The 18,661-nt window shown below is 61.6% G+C and carries 16 protein-coding genes; 11 read left to right on the top strand and 5 right to left on the bottom strand.

The features are described 5' to 3' along the window. Positions 1-19: 19 nt before the first annotated feature. On the bottom strand, positions 20-1,333 hold the full coding sequence (locus KZX66_RS21080; RefSeq protein WP_248083075.1) for an ATP-binding protein: 1,314 nt from the start codon (positions 1,331-1,333) through the stop codon (positions 20-22). A 117-nt stretch (positions 1,334-1,450) separates the two neighbouring features. Further along, on the bottom strand, positions 1,451-2,191 hold the full coding sequence (gene ompR / locus KZX66_RS21075; protein WP_248083073.1) for a two-component system response regulator OmpR: 741 nt from the start codon (positions 2,189-2,191) through the stop codon (positions 1,451-1,453). Positions 2,192-2,548: 357 nt separating this feature from the next. Here ompR and KZX66_RS21070 point away from each other — a divergent pair, with 357 nt between their 5' ends. The 7 genes from KZX66_RS21070 to tauD all read left to right on the top strand — a co-directional run bounded on the left by KZX66_RS21070 (position 2,549) and on the right by tauD (position 10,636). Further along, positions 2,549-4,873: a Tex family protein gene (locus KZX66_RS21070; protein ID WP_248083065.1), complete on the top strand. Its 2,325-nt coding sequence runs from the start codon at positions 2,549-2,551 to the stop codon at positions 4,871-4,873. Further along, positions 4,873-5,256 carry a PaaI family thioesterase gene (locus KZX66_RS21065; protein WP_248083063.1) on the top strand — a complete coding sequence of 128 codons (384 nt, stop codon included), beginning with the start codon at positions 4,873-4,875 and terminating at the stop codon, positions 5,254-5,256. Before KZX66_RS21070 ends, KZX66_RS21065 begins: the two co-directional genes overlap by 1 nt. A gap of 214 nt (positions 5,257-5,470) precedes the next feature. Then, entirely contained in the window at positions 5,471-7,054 is a 1,584-nt protein-coding gene (gene gshA, locus KZX66_RS21060) for a glutamate--cysteine ligase (protein WP_248083054.1), read from the top strand. 135 nt (positions 7,055-7,189) lie between these two features. Then, positions 7,190-8,167 (top strand): taurine ABC transporter substrate-binding protein, encoded by a 978-nt coding sequence (gene tauA, locus KZX66_RS21055; RefSeq protein ID WP_248083053.1) that lies wholly within the window; start codon positions 7,190-7,192, stop codon positions 8,165-8,167. A 13-nt stretch (positions 8,168-8,180) separates the two neighbouring features. Next, a complete protein-coding gene (gene tauB / locus KZX66_RS21050; RefSeq protein ID WP_248083049.1) occupies positions 8,181-8,960 on the top strand; it encodes a taurine ABC transporter ATP-binding subunit in 780 nt (259 codons plus the stop codon). Next, on the top strand, positions 8,957-9,784 hold the full coding sequence (gene tauC / locus KZX66_RS21045; RefSeq protein ID WP_248083047.1) for a taurine ABC transporter permease TauC: 828 nt from the start codon (positions 8,957-8,959) through the stop codon (positions 9,782-9,784). Before tauB ends, tauC begins: the two co-directional genes overlap by 4 nt. 3 nt (positions 9,785-9,787) lie before the next feature. Next, positions 9,788-10,636, top strand: coding sequence for a taurine dioxygenase (gene tauD / locus KZX66_RS21040; protein ID WP_248083043.1), 849 nt, complete (start codon positions 9,788-9,790; stop codon positions 10,634-10,636). Between the two features lie 52 nt (positions 10,637-10,688). Here the strand turns inward: tauD and mgrA are convergent, their stop codons facing one another. From mgrA to epsC, 3 genes are all read right to left on the bottom strand, one after another. Continuing rightward, a complete protein-coding gene (gene mgrA, locus KZX66_RS21035; RefSeq protein WP_248083038.1) occupies positions 10,689-11,726 on the bottom strand; it encodes an L-glyceraldehyde 3-phosphate reductase in 1,038 nt (345 codons plus the stop codon). A 151-nt stretch (positions 11,727-11,877) separates the two neighbouring features. After that, a complete protein-coding gene (gene betT / locus KZX66_RS21030) occupies positions 11,878-13,839 on the bottom strand; it encodes a choline BCCT transporter BetT (RefSeq protein ID WP_248083186.1) in 1,962 nt (653 codons plus the stop codon). A gap of 338 nt (positions 13,840-14,177) precedes the next feature. Beyond that, positions 14,178-15,104 (bottom strand): serine O-acetyltransferase EpsC, encoded by a 927-nt coding sequence (gene epsC, locus KZX66_RS21025; RefSeq protein ID WP_248083035.1) that lies wholly within the window; start codon positions 15,102-15,104, stop codon positions 14,178-14,180. A 166-nt stretch (positions 15,105-15,270) separates the two neighbouring features. On the opposite strand from epsC, the gene KZX66_RS21020 reads away from it, so the two are divergent. The 4 genes from KZX66_RS21020 (at position 15,271) to tcyN (ending at position 18,648) form a co-directional block, all read left to right on the top strand. After that, complete coding sequence (locus tag KZX66_RS21020) at positions 15,271-16,263, top strand: D-cysteine desulfhydrase (protein ID WP_248083033.1); 993 nt, start codon at positions 15,271-15,273, stop codon at positions 16,261-16,263. Positions 16,264-16,438: 175 nt separating this feature from the next. Next, positions 16,439-17,233, top strand: a complete 795-nt coding sequence (gene tcyJ / locus KZX66_RS21015) for a cystine ABC transporter substrate-binding protein (protein ID WP_248083031.1) — start codon at positions 16,439-16,441, stop codon at positions 17,231-17,233. Further along, positions 17,233-17,898, top strand: a complete 666-nt coding sequence (gene tcyL, locus KZX66_RS21010) for a cystine ABC transporter permease (RefSeq protein ID WP_191947053.1) — start codon at positions 17,233-17,235, stop codon at positions 17,896-17,898. The genes tcyJ and tcyL overlap by 1 nt, the downstream gene beginning before the upstream one ends. A 3-nt stretch (positions 17,899-17,901) precedes the next feature. Further along, the gene (gene tcyN, locus KZX66_RS21005) at positions 17,902-18,648 is read left to right on the top strand and encodes an L-cystine ABC transporter ATP-binding protein TcyN (protein WP_248083029.1); all 747 of its coding nucleotides are present in this window, start codon (positions 17,902-17,904) and stop codon (positions 18,646-18,648) included. Positions 18,649-18,661 lie beyond the last annotated feature (13 nt).

Genomic DNA, 18,661 nt, shown 5'->3' with positions numbered 1-18,661 from the left:
TGTGGCTCTATGTTGTTTGCTAGACCGCGTCTCTTGGCAGCATCAGCCCAAGCGGCAAACGCACCCGTGCTTCAAGGCCGCCACCCTCACGATTACGCAATTCCACATTGCCGCCGTGCATCGAAGCAATCCGCCGCACAATCGCCAAGCCCAGCCCCGTGCCCTTGCCACCTCGAGCACGGTCGCCACGGGTAAACGGGTTGAAGATGCCTTCCAGCTCCGCCGGATCAATCCCCGTGCCACGGTCCATCACGCTGAGCACCACATACGGCGCAGCGCTGTCGCCAGATACGTACGCCGCCACTTCCACATCGGAACCGGCATGGTGCAATGCGTTGCCAATCAAGTTGTTCAACAGGCGTTTCATCGACACCCGCCGCAACGCAAACGGCTGGATCGGCTCCAGGCGCATGCGCACCTGCTCGCCGTTCTGGTTGTAAGGCGCAACGACCTCACGCACCAGGTCAGTCAGGTCGACCTCCTCTACCACCTCGTCACGACCATCACGAATAAATGCCAGGAACTGATCAAGGATCGCATCCATGTCTTCAATGTCACGAACCATGTCGTCGGTCAGATCAGTGTGGTCACCCATCAATTCCAGCGACAATCGCAAACGCGTCAAGGGCGTGCGCAGGTCGTGAGATACCCCCGCCAGCATCAGCTCGCGCTCACGCCCAGCCTGTTCGACGTCTTCGGCCATCTGGTTGAAAGCGCCATACACCTCGGTCATCTCACTGGGCGTATCGCTGACCGGCAAGCGCACACTGCGCCCCTGGCCCAACTGGCGGGCAGCAAACACAAGTCGTTTAAGCGGTTGGTTGAGCTGTCGCACGAAAATCCACGCCGACGCCGTGGAAAGCAACCCGATAGCGAGGAACCAGCCCAGTACGTTCCAGATCTTCTGCCCCCGCAGCGGGTGCGGGTACAACGGTACTTTCAGCCAGTCCTCACCAAGGCTCGGCGCGCGCACCCACAACGCGGGGGACACATGCATGCGCAGTCGCACCTCGGTGTCCTCACCCAGTTCAGCCTGCATCTGGCGTTGGTAGATCTCACTGTAAGGCCAATGCTGCTCGCCTTCGGGTACGCCCGCGCCCGCCACCCGCACCAGGGTGGCGGCCTTGGCGATCTTCTCGCGGTTTTCGGGGTCGGCGGCCCAGTAGGCACGCAGCGTCAAGGCCACACCGTGGCTGTATTGTCGATCCACCAGCACGTCTTCGTTCATCAACAGATAAACCAACGTAAGCGCCTTGGAAAACAGAACGACGATCAGCACCAGCCATAGGGTGCGAGAGAAGAAACTTTGTGGGAACCACAGCGGGGTTTTCATAGATGACAGCTGGACACCTTGCAGGAACGAGCGGCGCTCGCAGAATTGCAGACGCCGGGCATCCCGTCGACGCTCATGGAATCAAACGCCAGGATGCCCGCCCCTGCAAGTCATCGGTCACTTGGTTGCAGTGCCATCCGGCACAAACACATAACCCACACCCCAAACCGTCTGGATGTAACGCGGCTTGGACGGATCCGGCTCGATCATCCGGCGCAGACGGGAGATCTGCACGTCGATGGAGCGCTCCAGGGCGTCCCACTCCCGGCCACGGGCCAGGTTCATCAGCTTGTCGCGGGTCAGCGGTTGGCGAGCGTTCATCACCAGCGCCTTGAGCACCGCGAATTCGCCGGTGGTGAGCATGTGCACTTCGTCGCCACGCTTGAGTTCGCGGGTGGCCAGCGACAGTTCATAGTCGCCAAAGGTGACGCTTTCGTCCTCGCTGCCCGGTGCACCAGGGACCGGCGGCGCCTGACGACGCAATACGGCTTTGACCCGCGCCATCAGCTCATCCGGATTGAACGGCTTGGCCAGGTAATCATCGGCGCCCAGCTCGAGACCTTTGATGCGGCTCAGCTCATCGCCCTTGGCGGTGAGCATGATGATTGGAATCTGGTTGTTCGCACCGCGCAGGCGTTTGCAGGCGGTCAGACCGTCTTCGCCGGGCAGCATCAGGTCAAGGACGACCAGGTTGAACACTTCACGCCCCAGCAGGCGGTCCATCTGCTCGGTGTTAGGCACCGCGCGGGCACGATAGCCCTTGGAGTTGAAGAAACGCTCCAGCAGGCTGCTAAGCCCCGGATCGTCATCAACGATGAGAATTTTTTCGCCTTCAGCAGTGTGTGCAGTGCTGCTCATTGGATGCTCCTCTTATCTCGGCGCGCATTATGGCCTAGGTGCCGTTATACGCACCGTGTGCATTGTTAGCAGATTTTTCCTCTACTGCCAGCGAACCCGCGCCCTACAACCGTTGGCGCAGTACCCCCCAAGGGCGGAACGCTGGTTATAATGCGGCGCCCTTACGCGGGGCACTGTCAGATTTTACTGTTTACGGCCTCAGCCGTTTTTTCGGCGGCGGGCAGCAATTTCCCGATTTCGAGGGTCAACAGGCTGCCTCTTGACCCAGGTAGCGGCGCCAGTCGGGCCGCTCAACCAGCCGCGCAAGGCCTTGTTTTCCGGGCCTGCGAGCTGCTTTTCAGAATTTCAGGTGGTTTTATGGACAGCATCAACAGCCGCATCGCCGAGGAACTCGGTGTACGCCCACAACAGGTCGAAGCGGCCGTCGCTCTACTGGATGAGGGCTCCACGGTGCCCTTCATCGCCCGTTACCGTAAAGAAGTGACCGGCAGCCTCGACGACACCGAACTGCGTCACCTGGAAGAGCGCCTGCGCTACCTGCGAGAACTCGACGAACGGCGCATCAGCATCCTCGCCAGTATCGAGGAGCAGGGCAAGCTGACCCCGCAACTTGAGCGTGACATCAAGCTTGCCGACACCAAGACCCGCCTCGAAGACCTTTACCTGCCCTACAAGCAAAAGCGTCGCACCAAGGGCCAGATCGCCCTGGAAGCTGGCCTGGGCGAGTTGGCCGACGGTCTGTTCAACGACCCGTCATTGACCCCGGAAACCGAAGCCGCCCGCTTTATCGATGCCGAAAAAGGCGTCGCCGACGTCAAGGCCGCCCTCGAAGGCGCCAAGTACATCCTCATGGAGCGCTTCGCCGAAAACGCCAGCCTCCTGGAAAAACTGCGCACGTACCTCAAGCAGGAAGCCATCCTCAGCGCCCGCGTCATCGCCGGTAAAGAGGAAGAAGGCGCCAAGTTCCGCGATTATTTCGAACACGACGAACCGCTCAAAAGCATGCCGTCCCACCGCGCGCTGGCGATTTTCCGCGGTCGCAACGAAGGCATTCTCAGTTCCTCGCTCAAAGTCGGTGACGAGCTGCCGGGCACCATGCACCCGTGCGAAGGCATGATCGGTCAACAATTCGGCATCCAGAACCAGAACCGTCCTGCGGACAAGTGGCTCGGTGAAGTCGTGCGCTGGACCTGGAAGGTCAAGCTCTATACCCACCTGGAATCCGACCTGCTGGGCGAGTTGCGCGACGCCGCCGAAACCGAAGCGATCAACGTCTTCGCCCACAACCTGCACGACCTGCTGCTCGCCGCCCCCGCCGGCCCGCGCGCGACCCTGGGCCTCGACCCAGGCCTGCGCACCGGTTGCAAGGTTGCGGTGGTCGACTCCACCGGCAAGCTGCTGGACCACGCCACCGTGTACCCGCACGTACCGCACAACAAATGGGACCAGACCCTCGCGATCCTGGCCGCCCTGTGCGCCAAGCACGCCGTGGACCTGATCGCCATCGGCAACGGCACCGCCAGCCGTGAAACCGACAAGCTCGCCGCCGAACTGATCAAAAAATACCCAGCCATGAAAATGACCAAGGTCATGGTCTCCGAGGCAGGCGCTTCGGTGTATTCGGCATCGGAACTGGCCTCCAAGGAATTCCCGGACCTCGACGTGTCGATCCGTGGCGCCGTGTCCATCGCCCGTCGCCTGCAGGACCCGCTGGCCGAGCTGGTGAAGATCGACCCTAAATCCATCGGGGTCGGCCAGTATCAGCACGACGTGTCGCAGCTGAAACTGGCGCGTGGCCTGGATGCTGTGGTGGAAGACTGCGTGAACGCCGTGGGGGTGGACGTGAACACCGCTTCCGTCGCGCTGCTGGCGCGGATCTCCGGCCTCAACGCCACCCTGGCGCAGAACATCGTGACGCACCGTGACGAAAACGGCGCGTTCAAAACCCGCGCCGCGCTGAAAAAAGTCGCACGCCTGGGCGAAAAAACCTTCGAACAAGCGGCCGGCTTCCTGCGCGTAATGAACGGCGACAACCCGCTGGATTCGTCGGCCGTTCACCCGGAAGCCTACCCGCTGGTGCAACGTATCGCTGCCGAGACCGACCGAGATATTCGCTCGCTGATTGGCGACGCCGCGTTCCTCAAGCGCCTGGACCCGAAGAAGTACACCGATGAAACCTTCGGCGTGCCGACCATCACCGACATCCTGCAGGAACTCGAAAAACCAGGTCGCGACCCGCGTCCTGAGTTCAAGACCGCCGAGTTCCAGGACGGCGTCGAGGACCTTAAGGACCTGCAACTGGGCATGATCCTCGAAGGCGTGGTGACCAACGTGACCAACTTCGGCGCCTTTGTGGATATCGGCGTGCATCAGGATGGTTTGGTACATATTTCTGCGCTTTCGGAGAAGTTCATCAAGGATCCTCGCGAAGCGGTGAAAGCCGGTGACGTGGTCAAGGTCAAGGTCATGGAAGTGGACATCCCGCGTAAACGCGTGGGTCTGTCGATGCGCATGAGCGACACCCCCGGCGAGAAAATCGACGGTGCCCGCGGCGCGCGCCCAGGCTCCGCACCACGCCAGTCGCAGAACAGCGCACCGCGCAAGGAAACCACGACCGCTGCGCCCACCAACAACGCGATGGCCTCGCTGTTCGCCAACGCCAAGCAGTTGAAGAAGCGCTGATGGAAATCCCCGCAGGGTTGACCCAGAGCGCGTTCAGCGAGCTGATCGGCTGCCGCCTGCAACGCCTGGACGCAGGCGTTGCCGAGGTGGCCCTGACCCTCGAGCCGCACCTGCGCAATCGCGCGGGCAAGCTCCATGGCGGGGCGATTTTCAGCCTGGTGGACATCACCATGGGCCTGGCCTGCTCCAGCACCCATGGTTTCGACCAACAGAGCGCGACCATCGAGTGCAAGATCAACTACATTCGCGCCGTGGAAGACGGTGATGTGCTGTGCACCGGCCGAGTGATTCATGCCGGCAGGCGCACCTTGGTGGTCGAAGCCGACGTGTACCAGGACGAAAGACTCGTCGCAAAAGCACAAGGCACGTTCGCTGTCCTATAGCTCCCCACCCTCGATTTGAGTTAATTTCGGCGCTGCGATAACAGCGTCGGAATTTTCCTGCTGCGCCGTAGCCCAATTCATGGAATGAAGTAGGCTTTTTTATAGCGGGTCAAATCGACTCAAAACCAGGCGATCACGCCAGTTTTAACTTCACCCTTGTAGACCGTCCTGCCCACCCCCATATTGGGGCGACTGACGCGTGAAGGAATCCAACTTGAGCGAACTTCTCAACCGCCGCCTGGCCCTGCTCGGCAAGCGCGAACACCTCTCCCTGCTAGAGCACTGCCTGCACGGTATCGAGCGTGAATGCCTACGTGTCACCCGCGAGGGTCGTCTGGCGCAAACGCCGCACCCGGAAGCCCTGGGCGCCGCGTTGACTAACGAATTGATCACCACAGACTATTCGGAATCGCTGCTGGAGTTCATTACCCCGGCCCTGCCAAACCCGGCCGACACCCTGAGCAGCCTGGACAAGATCCACCGCTTTGCCTACACCAAGCTCGGCAGCGAATACCTGTGGAGCCCGTCGATGCCGTGCCCGTTGCCGGCCGAGGAAGATATTCCGATTGCCTACTACGGCACCTCCAATATCGGACAGCTCAAGTACGTGTACCGCAAGGGCCTGGCCCTGCGTTATGGCAAGACCATGCAGTGCATCGCCGGCATCCACTACAACTTTTCCCTGCCGGAACAGCTGTGGCCGCTGCTCAAAGAGACCGAAGGGTTTGTCGGCACCGACCGCGACTACCAGTCCAACGCCTATATCGCGCTGATCCGCAACTTCCGCCGCTACAGCTGGCTGCTGATGTACCTGTTCGGTGCCTCGCCGGCGCTGGACGCTGGGTTCCTGCGCGGTCGCTCGCACCAACTGGAAGTGCTCGACGCCGACACCTTGTACCTGCCCTACGCCACCAGCCTGCGCATGAGCGACCTGGGTTACCAAAGCAACGCCCAGGCCGGCCTCACGCCGTGCTACAACGACCTGGCGAGCTACACCGACAGCCTGCGCGAAGCGGTGGCAACGCCCTACGCGCCCTACGTCGAAATCGGCACGCACAAGGACGGTGAGTGGGTCCAACTGAACACCAACATCCTGCAGATCGAAAACGAGTACTACTCCAACATCCGCCCCAAGCGGGTGACCTACACCGGCGAGCGGCCGATCCAGGCGCTGATGGCCCGTGGCATTCAGTACATCGAAGTGCGTTGCCTGGACATCAACCCGTTCCTGCCGATGGGCATCGACCTGCCGGAGTCGCGCTTCCTCGACGCATTCCTGCTGTACTGCGCGCTGAACGACAGCCCGCTGTTCGCCAATAACGCCTGCAGCAATGCCACTGCCAACTTCCTCAGCGTGGTCAAGGAAGGTCGCCGTCCGGGCCTGCAATTGCAGCGCGACGGTGCGACGGTGGACCTGAAGGAATGGGCCAGCGAACTGCTGGAGAAGATCGCCCCGCTGGCCGCATTGCTCGACCAAAGCCACGGCATCACCGAGCACAGCCAGGCATTGGACGCCCAACTGGCGAAGGTCCAGGACCCATCCCTGACCCCGTCGGCCCAGGTGCTGGCCGCCATGGCCGAACGCAAGGAGAGTTTTGCGCAGTTCTCCCTGCACCAGAGCCAACTGCACGCCGAACACTTCCGAGCGGAGCCACTGGCCGCAGAAGAACAGGCACGCTTTGAAGAACTGGCGCGCAAGTCGCTGGCGCAACAGGCGGAGCTGGAGCAAAACGAAGTGGGCGACTTTGATGTATTCGTCGGCTCGTACCAGGCGAGCATTCTGGCGATCAGTAACTAAGACCGCACTCGGCCTACTGTGGGAGGGCCACCCTCCCACATAAGCTAATTCGAAAAAGTTATTTATTTTCGGATTCTTAGATCATTTAGTCTCCTCTCACGCCGACCCTCGGCCGCCTGATTGAGGAGCTTCCCCTTGAAACTGCTTACCCCTTTGCGCCTGCTGGCCGCATTGTCCCTGGCCGGTGCCAGCCTGTTTGCTCAGGCGTCGGATGTGACCATCGCCTACCAAACCACCGTAGACCCGGCCAAAGTGGCCCAGGCCGACGGTGCCTATGAGAAAGCCACCCACGCCAAAATTGACTGGCGCAAATTCGATAACGGCGCCGATATCATCGCCGCCATTGCCTCCGGCGATGTGCAGATCGGCTATCTCGGTTCCAGCCCATTGACCGCCGCCATCACCCGTAAGGTGCCGGTGGAAACTTTCCTCGTCGCCACTCAGATCGGCGGTGCCGAGGCCCTGGTAGCGCGCGACGGTTCGGGGATCAACAGCCCACAGGACCTGATCGGCAAAAAGATCGCGGTGCCCTTTGTGTCCACCGGCCACTACAGCCTGCTGGCCGCACTGAAGCAGTGGAATATCGACCCGTCGAAAGTCACCATCCTCAACCTCGCGCCGCCGGCGATCATCGCCGCCTGGAAGCGCGGTGATATCGACGCCACCTATGTGTGGGACCCGGCCCTGGGCGTAGCCAAGGAAAACGGCAAGGTGCTGATCACCTCCGGCGAGCTGGCCAAGTTCGGTGCGCCGACGTTCGATGCGTGGATCGTGCGCAAAGACTTCGCCGAAAAACACCCGGAAATCGTCACCGCCTTCGCCAAGGTCACCCTCGACGCCTACGCCGCATACCGCAAAGCCCCCCAAGCCTGGCTGGCCGATAAAAGCAACGTCGACAAACTGGTGAAGCTCTCCGGCGCCAAAGCCAGCGACATTCCGCTGCTGCTGCAAGGTAACGTCTACCCGCTGGCCGCTGACCAAGTGACGCTGCTGGGCGCACCGACCACCAAGGCTGTGACCGACACCGCGGCGTTCCTCAAGGAACAAGGCAAGGTCGATGCCGTGCTGCCGGACTACAGCCCGTACGTCAGCGCCAAGTTCATCACCCGCTGAGGAGTCCATTGCCATGGCCTTGCTTCAACTGGAGCGCATCAGCGCACAGTACCCAGGCGCTCAGGCACCGGTACTGACGGATATTTCCCTCGACTTGGGGCCCCAGCAATTGCTGGTGGCCCTCGGCCCGTCCGGCAGTGGCAAAACCTCGCTGTTGAACCTGATAGCCGGCTTTGTCGAACCCTCTGCCGGGCGCATCACCCTGGACGGCGTACCGGTCAAAGGCCCGAGTGCAGAACGTGGCGTGGTGTTCCAGGACGATGCGTTGCTGCCTTGGCAGGACGTGCTGGCCAACGTCGGCTTCGGCCTGGAACTGGCCGGCGTGCCCAAGGCCCAGCGTGACGTGCGCGCCCGGCAAATGCTGGCGCTGGTGGATCTGGCCGGTTTCGACAGCCGCCGCATCTGGCAGCTCTCAGGCGGCCAGAAACAACGCGTCGGCCTGGCCCGCGCGCTGGCCGCCGACCCGCGGGTTTTGCTGATGGACGAACCCTTCGGCGCCCTTGATGCGTTCACCCGCGAACAGATGCAGGAATTGCTCCTGCAAGTCTGGCGCCGCACGGCCAAGCCTGTGTTTCTGATTACCCATGACATCGAAGAAGCCGTGTTCCTCGCCACGGATTTGATCCTGCTGGCGCCCAATCCCGGCCAAATCGTCGAGCGCCTGCACCTGGACTTCGGTCAACGCTACGCCGCCGGCGAATCGGCCCGGGCGATCAAGTCAGACCCACGTTTTATCGAAACCCGCGAACACGTGCTGAGCAAAGTGTTCTCGCAACGGCAGGTGCCCGCATGAGCAGCTACGAACTTCCCGCCACACTCGCCCAGCCGCCGTCGCCGCCGGTACGCCGCAGCGTAAGCACACGCCTGATCAGCGTACTGACGCTGTTCGCCTTGCTGGCCCTCTGGTGGGCCGTCACCGCCACGGGCCTGATCGAACCGCTGTTCCTGCCGCCGCCCGCCGACGTGTTGCAAAAGGGCTGGCTGCTGGCGACCACCGGCTACATGGACGCCACCTTGTGGCAGCACTTGGGCGCGAGCCTCAGCCGCATCGGCCTGGGTCTGGGCTTTGCAGTGCTCACCGCCGTGCCGGTGGGAATTGCCATCGGTTCCAACCGCATCGCGCGCGGCATTCTCGACCCCTTGATCGAGTTCTACCGCCCCATTCCGCCCCTGGCCTACCTGCCGCTGATCGTGATCTGGTGCGGCATCGGCGAGCTGTCCAAGGTGTTGCTGATTTACCTGGCGATCTTTGCTCCGATCGCTATCGCCACCGCAACCGGCGTGCGCACCGTCGACCCGGCCAGGCTACGCGCGGCGCAGTCGCTGGGCGCGACCCGAGCCCAACTGATTCGCCACGTGATCCTGCCAAGCGCTCTGCCGGACATCCTCACCGGGGTGCGCATTGGCCTCGGTGTGGGCTGGTCGACGCTGGTGGCCGCCGAACTGATCGCCGCCACCAGCGGCCTGGGTTTTATGGTGCAGTCGGCGGCGCAGTTCCTGGTCACCGATGTGGTGGTACTGGGAATTCTGGTCATCGCCTTGATCGCCTTCACCATGGAAATGGGCCTGCGTGCCTTGCAGCGTAAATTAGTGCCTTGGCATGGCCAGGCACATTGAGTGATGAGAACCACATTGAGCAGCCTGACCGTTACCCCATTAAGCAGCGCCTTGGGCGCCCAGATCAGCGGCGTCAACATCAGCCAGCCGCTGAGTGCCGAGCAACGTGACGCCATCGAACAGGCGCTGCTTAGCTACTCGGTGCTGTTCTTCCGTGGCCAAGCCCTCACCCCGCAGCAACACGCGCGGTTCGCGGCAAACTTTGGTGACCTGCACATTCACCCGATCTACCCCAACGTGCCGGAACAACCCGAAGTGTTGATCCTCGACACCGCCGTCACCGATGTCCGCGACAACGCCATGTGGCACACCGACGTGACCTTCCTGCCCACCCCGGCCCTCGGCGCCGTGCTCAGCGCCAAGCGGCTGCCGGCGTTCGGCGGCGATACGTTGTGGGCCAGTGGGATTGCGGCGTATGAAGCGCTGTCCGAGCCTTTGAAAAGGCTGCTCAACGGGTTGACCGCCACCCACGACTTCACCAAATCCTTCCCGCTGGAGCGCTTCGGCAACACCGCCGACGACCTGGCGCGCTGGGAAGAAACCCGCAAGAAAAACCCGCCGCTGTCGCACCCGGTGGTGCGTACGCATCCGGTCAGCGGGCGAAAGTCGTTGTTTGTAAGCGATGGCTTCACCACCCGGATCAATGAGCTTGAAGCGGCGGAAAGTGAAGCGATTCTCAAGCTGCTGTTTGCCCATGCCACACGCCCGGAGTTCACCATCCGCTGGCGCTGGCAGGAGAATGACGTGGCGTTCTGGGACAACCGCGTGACTCAGCACTACGCGGTGGATGACTACCGGCCGCAACGGCGGGTGATGCATCGGGCGACGATTGTGGGGGATGTACCGTTCTAAACCAGGCGCATGACAGGTGGGGGAGCTTGTCCCCCCCACCGAGTTGGATCCGTTACTCAGCCGTCGATGGCTTTTCCCACAGGTTAATCCCGCCTTCCAGCGCAAACCGATCGATCTCTGCCAGTTCTTCGGCGCTGAAGCTCAAGTTCTTCAACGCACCGACGTTCTCGATAATCTGCTCGGGCCGGCTCGCGCCGATCAGCGCGCTGGTTACCCGTGGATCACGCAGCGTCCAGGCCAGTGCCAGTTGCGCCAGGCTCTGGCCACGGCGCTGGGCGATTTCGTTCAGCGCGCGTACATGGGCGAGGTTGGCGTCGGACAAATGCCCGGCCTGCAACGAACCACCACCAGGGCGGTTGACCCGTGCATCGGCGGGCACACCGTTGAGGTATTTGTCGGTCAGCAAACCCTGGGCCAGCGGCGTGAACGCAATCACCCCGGCACCGAGTTCTTCAGTGGTGTCGAGCAGGTCTTTTTCCACCCAGCGGTTGAGCAGGTTGTACGCCGGTTGGTGAATCAACAGCGGCACTTTCCACTCGTTGAGCAGCGCGGCCATTTCGCGGGTCTTGACCCCGGAATAAGACGAGATGCCGATGTACAACGCCTTGCCCTGTTGCACCGCCGTAGCGAGGGCGCTGGCGGTTTCTTCCAGCGGGGTGTCGGCATCAAACCGGTGGGAATAAAAAATATCCACGTAGTCGACGCCCAGGCGTTGCAGGCTCTGGTCGAGGCTGGCCAGCACGTATTTGCGCGAGCCGCCACCCTGGCCATAAGGACCAGGCCACATGTCCCAACCGGCTTTGCTGGAGATGATCAATTCATCGCGGTAGTGCTTGAAGTCTTCGCGCAGCAGGCGCCCGAAATTGATCTCGGCGCTGCCGTAGGGCGGCCCGTAGTTGTTGGCCAGGTCGAAGTGGTTGATCCCCAGATCGAACGCGGTGCGCAGCAAGGCGCGCTGGGTGGTGATCGGGGTGCTGTCGCCAAAGTTGTGCCACAGCCCCAGGGACAGTGCGGGCAGCACCAGCCCACTGCGGCCTACGCGGCGATACGGAATAGATTCATAGCGGTTTTCGGCAGCAATGTACGTCATCGAATCCTCTCTGGGCTTAGGGCAAATAAGGCCTGGGAATAGGGTTATTCCCAGGCCTTTTAAGCCGCTGAATCGCTTAAGTCTGCCTCTTCCTTTTACAGCAAAGGCTTACGTGAGAGGAACGGGTTGAAGCCAAAACACGACCGTTGGCTCAGCGCACCAGATGCAGGAACTGCAGATGGCGCTCGTACTGATCGAGGATGTCGTTGATGATCTGCTCCTTGGTGTAGCCCACCAGATCGTAGTCCTGGCTGCCCTCGCTCAAGTGCACTTCCGCGCGGTAGTAGCGGCGGTTGTTGATCTCTTTGGAACCCATGCCGCCACGGGCAAACGACGGCGTGAAGTAGCCGCGCATCTGTACCTGGTAGATGAACGGATGTTCCTCGCCATGGCCGATTTCCAGGCTGACGCTGTCGTTGGAGGGGTCGGGCTGGGTTACCACCGACAGCCCCTTCTCGACAAACACCGCCGTCACTTCTTCAATCGCCGGGCGCACCGTCGACTCGAGGAAGCGGTACACCTCATCGCGCGACGGGAAGTGCACCGCCTGGCTCAAGCGCTGACGCCAGCCGCCCTTGCCCTTGCGTGACGCCGATATCGGCGCCAGCGAATGCAACTGGGCGATCTGCTTTTGCGACTCGAGGTAGAAGGCTTTGTGCAGCCCCCACATCATCAACAGCAGGATCAGCGAGAACGGCAACGAGGTCAGCACCACCGCCGACTTGAGCGAATCGATACTGCCGGCAAACAGCAAGGCACTGGTGACCAGTGCCGTCATTGCCCCCCAGAACACCCGCAACCATTTCGGCCCGTCTTCGTCGGCGTTGCCACCTTTGGACGACAGGGTCGAGAGCACCACAGTGCCCGAGTCCGCCGAGGTGACGAAGAACACAAAGCTGATGAACACCGTCACCGCGATCACGGTTTTGCTCCACGGGTAGGTTTCCAGCAGCAGGTAGAGGCTCATCGACGGATCATCGATGGCCGACTGACCGAGCGCTGTCATGCCGTGGTTGAGCACCTGATCGATGGCGCTGTTACCGAAGATCGACATCCACGCCAGGGTGAACCCCAGCGGGATCAGGAGCACGCCGAACACGAATTCGCGGATGGTACGGCCGCGGGAAATCCGCGCGATAAACAGGCCCACGAACGGCGACCATGCAATCCACCAGGCCCAGTAGAACACCGTCCAGCCGCCCAGCCAGTCGCTGGGTTTGTCGTAGGCGTACACATCGAAGCTCTTGGTCGGCAGCGCGCCGAGGTAGTCGCCGATGTTCTGGATCAGGGTGTTGAGCAAATGCTGGGTGGGCCCGGCAAACAACACGAACAACAGCAGCGCGCAGGCCAGCAGCATGTTGATGTCGGACATCACCCGCACGCCCTTGTCGACGCCGGCCACCGCGACGAGGATCGCCGCGCCCATCATCAGAGTGATCAGGCCAACCTGGATCCACTGGGTGTGGGCAATGCCGAACAGGTAGTCCAGGCCCGAGTTGAGGTGCAGCACTCCAAAGCCCATGTCCGCGCCCAGGCCAAACACCGTGGCGATGATGCCAAAACCATCCACCGCATACCCGATAGGCCCGTTGATGCGCTTGCCGATCAGCGGGTACAGCGCCGAGCGCAAGGCCAGCGGCAGGTTATGCCGATAGGCGAAATACGCCAGCGCCATGCCGACAAAGGCGAACACGCCCCAGCCGTGCAGGCCCCAGTGCAGGAACAGCACCTGCATGGCCTGGCGTGCGGCGTCGGCGTTCAGCGGCGCGCCCTGGGGCGGCTGCACCAGGTGCGTCAGCGGCTCGGAAACGCAGAAGAAAAACAGCGTGATGCTGATACCGGCGGCGAACAGCATGCCGGCCCAGGACAAGTAACTGAATTCGGGCTCGTCGTGGTCGGCACCGAGTTTTATCTTGCCGTAGCCCGATAACGCGGTGACCACCACGAAGACCAGATACAGGGTCATCGCCAGCATGTAGTACCAGCCGACCGTGTTGGCCGCCCAGTTTTGCGCGGCCAGCAGCCAGGCACCGGCCTGTTGCGGGATGGCGATGACAGTGAGGCCGAACAGCAGAATGAAGGTGGCGGCAAAGTAGAAAACCGGCGCATTCATGCGCACCAGGCCGCTGGTTGGGGTGGACGATGCACTCATGAACGATGCACCTCGGCGTTGAAGCATGTGGCTGTAAATAACGGACTCAGCAAAGGTAAGCCTCCTGTTGTGAGCGGGCAGCGAACCACCGGGTTTAACTTGAACGAGCATTCAAGTTAAACATGAACCGGCGGTTTTGGACTAATCCCAGGGCTGAGCGGCAGACAATTCCTACGCCAGCTCAAGGGTTTGTATGACGGGTGGCGGAGAACAATCGTTCAGCGATTGCCGAGTAAATCTGGAATACGACCAAATGTAGGAGCGGGCTTGCCCTCCCGCAGGGAGTTTGTGCCGGTGCTTTACTTCTGCGTCCCGTCATCATGCTGCAAATTCGCCTGGGTGATATTTGCCTCGGCCGGCACGCTGCGGGTCAGCCACACATTGCCGCCGATGGTCGAGCCCTGGCCGATGGTGATACGCCCAAGAATCGTCGCCCCGGCATAAATCACCACATCGTCCTCAACGATCGGATGCCGCGGATGGCCTTTCTGCAACTGTCCATCCTCATCCGCCGGGAAACGCTTGGCGCCCAACGTCACCGCCTGATAGATGCGCACCCGCTCACCGATGATCGCGGTTTCGCCGATCACCACGCCGGTGCCGTGGTCGATAAAGAAACTCGGGCCGATCTGCGCGCCGGGGTGAATGTCGATACCGGTGGCCGAGTGCGCGATTTCGGCAATGATCCTGGCCAGCAACGGCAGGCCGGCGCGGTACAAATGGTGGGCCAGGCGATGGTGAATCACCGCCAGAATCCCCGGGTAGCACAGCAGCACTTCATCCACGCTGCGTGCGGCCGGATCACCGTGATAGGCCGCCAGTACGTCGGTGTCCAACAGGCTGCGCAACGCCGGCAAGGCCAGGGCGAAATCCTGGATCAGGCGGATGGCTTGGGCATCGATCTGGCTGTGATCCTGAGCGCCCTGGCGCGCGGCGTAGCGCAGTTCCAGGCGCGCCTGGGCCAGCAAGGCATTGAGTGCCACGTCGAGGGTGTGGCCGACGTAGAAGTCTTCACTTTCTTCACGCAGATCCGCCGGCCCCAGGCGCATCGGGAACAGCGCACCGCACAGCGCTTCAAGAATCTGCGCCACCGCGTCGCGCGAGGGCAACTCACGGCCGCCATGCTCGCCACTCAAACGACCGTTGCGGGTTCGCCACTGGTCTCGGGCGCCGCGCAGTTGGCTGACGATGGTCTGTAATTGCCAATGACTGGAACGCTCACTCACGGTCTTCACTCCTGACGAAATGGCCATCACTTTACGGTATCCACCCTGGCCGCCCTTAAGAACCAATGGTGCGATGCTCAGAACCATCCGGCATAAGCGATTGACGGTTGCCCGATGAAAAGTGCCTGCCTATAGTCCGTGCATCCCTTAGCCACCGTGCGTAGCCATGATCAAGCAACAGCTCGACCGCTTTAACCGTCTGGAACTGCTGGGCGGCGCCACTGCCCTGGAAAAACTCGAACGGCTGTCGGCCTGGCTGGGCAGGGACGTTTACGTCAAGCGCGACGACACCACGCCCCTGGCCATGGGCGGCAACAAGCTGCGCAAGCTCGAATACCTGGCCGCCGACGCCATCGCCCAAGGCGCCGACACGCTGGTGACTGCCGGCGCCATCCAGTCCAACCACGTACGCCAGACTGCCGCGCTGGCGGCCAAACTCGGCCTGGGCTGCGTCGCCCTGCTGGAAAACCCCACCGGCACCGAAGACCCCAACTACCTGGCCAACGGCAACCGCCTGCTGCTGGAGTTGTTCGACGCCAAAGTGGAATTGGTCGAAAACCTCGACAACGTCGACGACCAGCTCAACGCCCTTGCCGACCGCCTGCGCAGCAACGGCAAGAAGCCGTACCTGGTGCCCATCGGCGGCTCCAACGCCCTCGGCGCTCTGGGTTATGTGCGCGCCGGCCTGGAGCTGGCCGCACAGATCGAAGACAGCGGGATCGAATTCGCCGCCGTCGTACTGGCCTCCGGCAGTGCCGGAACCCACAGCGGCCTGGCCCTGGCCTTGAGTGAAGTGCTGCCGCAGCTGCCGGTGATCGGCATTACCGTATCGCGCACCGAAGAAGCGCAGTTCCCCAAAGTACAGAGCCTGGCCGAACGCACCGCCGAGTTGCTCGGCGTGGATATCCCCGACGCCTTCAAGGTAATCCTGTGGGACGAATATTTCGGCCCGCGTTATGGCGAACCGAACGCCGGTACCCTTTCGGCGGTCAAGCTATTGGCGAGCCAGGAAGGCCTGCTGCTGGACCCGGTCTACACGGGCAAGGCCATGGCCGGCCTGTTGGACGGCATCGGCCGTCAGCGGTTTGAAGAGGGGCCGATCATTTTCCTGCATACCGGAGGGGCGCCAGCGTTGTTTGCCTATGACGCTGTGTTCTGAAACTCCATCAGCAGATAGCTCAAAAAAGAATAAGAGTTTTGTTTTATATTATTTTCAAGTCTTAAAAACCGCCTTTATCATGGCGCCGAAGGCGAAGACGCGCTTCGCGCTTTAAGGCAGGATACGGCTACTGCGTCACCTGCTTCGCTCACCATAAAAAACACAGGGGCTCTTCATGACTATTTCTGTATTGCGTCGCACCTTGCTGGTCGGCACCTTGGGTCTGGCGCTCGGCGCCGGGCTGTTGGGCCAGGCGGTTGCCGGCGAGCAACTGGGCAACATCAAGAAAGCCGGCGAGATCAAGATCGGCCTGGAAGGCACTTACCCGCCCTTCAGCTTTGTCGATGAAAGCGGCAAGCTCAGCGGTTTCGAAGTCGAGCTGTCCGAAGCCCTGGCCAAAGAGCTGGGCGTGAAGGTCAAGCTGCAGGCCACGCCATGGGATGGCATCCTTGCCGCCCTGGAGTCCAAGCGTTTGGACGCGGTGGTCAACCAAGTGACCATCTCTGAAGAGCGCAAGAAGAAGTACGACTTTTCCAAGCCCTATACCGTTTCCGGTATCCAGGCGCTGGTCCTGAAAAAGAACGTCGACACTATCAAGACCGCCGACGACCTGGCCGGCAAAAAAGTCGGCGTAGGCCTTGGCACCAACTACGAACAATGGCTCAAGGACAACCAGCCTAAAGCCATCATCAAGACCTACAACGACGACCCGACCAAATTCCAGGACCTGAAAGTTGGCCGTATCGACGCCATCCTGATCGACCGCCTGGCCGCCCTGGAATACGCCAAGAAAGCCCCGGACACCGCCGCTGCCGGCGACGCCTTTTCCCGCCAGGAAGCGGGTATCGCCCTGCGCAAAGGCGAGCCAGAACTGCTGGATGCTGTAAACAAGGCCCTCGACAAGCTGCGCGCCGACGGCACCTTGAAGAAGCTGTCCGAGAAGTACTTCAACGCTGACGTCACTCAATAATGGAGGCAAGTCTCCAACTCGCGCTGGACTCCGCGCCCTTTCTGCTCAAGGGCGCGTACTACACGGTGATTCTTAGCCTTGGCGGGATGTTCTTCGGCTTGCTGCTGGGCTTCGGCCTGGCCTTGATGCGCCTGTCGCACTTCAAGCTGCTGAGCTGGACCGCCCGCGTCTACGTGTCGTTCTTTCGCGGCACGCCCTTGCTGGTACAGCTGTTTTTGATCTACTACGGCTTGCCGCAAGTGGGCATCGAGCTGGATCCGATCCCGGCGGCCATGATCGGCTTTTCGCTGAACATGGCCGCCTACGCCTGTGAAATCCTGCGGGCCGCCATCGCCTCCATCGAGCGTGGCCAGTGGGAAGCCGCCGCCAGTATCGGCATGACCCGCGCGCAGACCCTGCGGCGGGCCATCCTGCCGCAGGCGATGCGCACGGCCCTGCCGCCCTTGGGCAACAGCTTTATTTCGCTGGTCAAGGACACTGCGCTGGCCGCCACCATCCAGGTCCCGGAGCTGTTCCGTCAGGCCCAACTGGTGTCTGCGCGCACGTTCGAGATTTTCACCATGTATCTGTCCGCTGCCCTGATCTACTGGGTACTGGCGAGCATCCTGGCGCATTTTCAAAATCGTTTGGAAGACCGGGTCAACCGGCATGACCTGGAGTCTTGACGCATGATCGTGGTTGAAAAACTGACCAAACAATTCAACGGTCAGGTGGTGCTCAACGGCATCGACCTTGAGGTCAAGGAAGGCGAAGTCGTCGCCATCATCGGCCCCAGCGGTTCCGGCAAGACCACCTTCCTGCGCTGCTTGAACTTCCTTGAAGAACCCACCAGCGGCCGCATCCAGGTGGGTGACATCCAGATCGACGGCAGCCGTCCGCTCAATCAGCAACAAGGCCTGGTGCGGCGCTTGCGCCAGCATGTGGGCTTTGTGTTCCAGAACTTCAACCTGTTCCCCCACCGCACGGCGCTGGAAAACGTCATCGAAGGGCCCACCGTGGTCAAGAAGATGCCGCGCGAAGACGCTATCGCCCTGGGACGCAAGCTGCTGGCCAGGGTCGGCCTGGCGGGCAAGGAAGACGCTTACCCCCGGCGCCTATCCGGTGGGCAGCAACAGCGCGTGGCGATTGCAAGGGCGCTGGCGATGGAGCCGGAGGTGATTCTGTTCGACGAACCCACCTCGGCACTGGACCCGGAGCTGGTAGGCGAAGTGCTGGCGACCATCCGTAGCCTGGCTGAAGAAAACCGCACCATGGTCATCGTCACCCACGAAATGAGCTTTGCCCGGGATGTGGCCAACCGGGTGATCTTTTTCGACAAGGGCGTGATCGTCGAACAGGGCGAAGCCAAGGCCTTGTTCGCCAACCCCAGGGAAGAACGCACCCGACAGTTCCTGAGCAAGTTTCTGGCGCATTGAGCAGCGGCCCCGC

This window comes from Pseudomonas sp. EYE_354 (genome assembly GCF_023148575.1).
GTDB lineage: Bacteria > Pseudomonadota > Gammaproteobacteria > Pseudomonadales > Pseudomonadaceae > Aquipseudomonas.
The sequence above is the reverse complement of the archived record's forward strand: the minus strand, read 5'-3'. Positions and strand labels throughout refer to the sequence as shown.

What these genes read in the sequence shown, in the direction of transcription:
- KZX66_RS21080 (WP_248083075.1), bottom strand. Translation starts at nt 1,333, where the DNA reads ATGAAAACCCCGCTGTGGTTCCCACAAAGTTTCTTCTCTCGCACCCTA.
- tauD (WP_248083043.1), top strand. Translation starts at nt 9,788, where the DNA reads ATGAGAACCACATTGAGCAGCCTGACCGTTACCCCATTAAGCAGCGCC.
- tauC (WP_248083047.1), top strand. Translation starts at nt 8,957, where the DNA reads ATGAGCAGCTACGAACTTCCCGCCACACTCGCCCAGCCGCCGTCGCCG.
- KZX66_RS21065 (WP_248083063.1), top strand. Translation starts at nt 4,873, where the DNA reads ATGGAAATCCCCGCAGGGTTGACCCAGAGCGCGTTCAGCGAGCTGATC.
- tcyJ (WP_248083031.1), top strand. Translation starts at nt 16,439, where the DNA reads ATGACTATTTCTGTATTGCGTCGCACCTTGCTGGTCGGCACCTTGGGT.
- KZX66_RS21070 (WP_248083065.1), top strand. Translation starts at nt 2,549, where the DNA reads ATGGACAGCATCAACAGCCGCATCGCCGAGGAACTCGGTGTACGCCCA.
- tcyL (WP_191947053.1), top strand. Translation starts at nt 17,233, where the DNA reads ATGGAGGCAAGTCTCCAACTCGCGCTGGACTCCGCGCCCTTTCTGCTC.
- tauB (WP_248083049.1), top strand. Translation starts at nt 8,181, where the DNA reads ATGGCCTTGCTTCAACTGGAGCGCATCAGCGCACAGTACCCAGGCGCT.
- ompR (WP_248083073.1), bottom strand. Translation starts at nt 2,191, where the DNA reads ATGAGCAGCACTGCACACACTGCTGAAGGCGAAAAAATTCTCATCGTT.
- betT (WP_248083186.1), bottom strand. Translation starts at nt 13,839, where the DNA reads ATGAATGCGCCGGTTTTCTACTTTGCCGCCACCTTCATTCTGCTGTTC.
- tcyN (WP_248083029.1), top strand. Translation starts at nt 17,902, where the DNA reads ATGATCGTGGTTGAAAAACTGACCAAACAATTCAACGGTCAGGTGGTG.
- KZX66_RS21020 (WP_248083033.1), top strand. Translation starts at nt 15,271, where the DNA reads ATGATCAAGCAACAGCTCGACCGCTTTAACCGTCTGGAACTGCTGGGC.
- mgrA (WP_248083038.1), bottom strand. Translation starts at nt 11,726, where the DNA reads ATGACGTACATTGCTGCCGAAAACCGCTATGAATCTATTCCGTATCGC.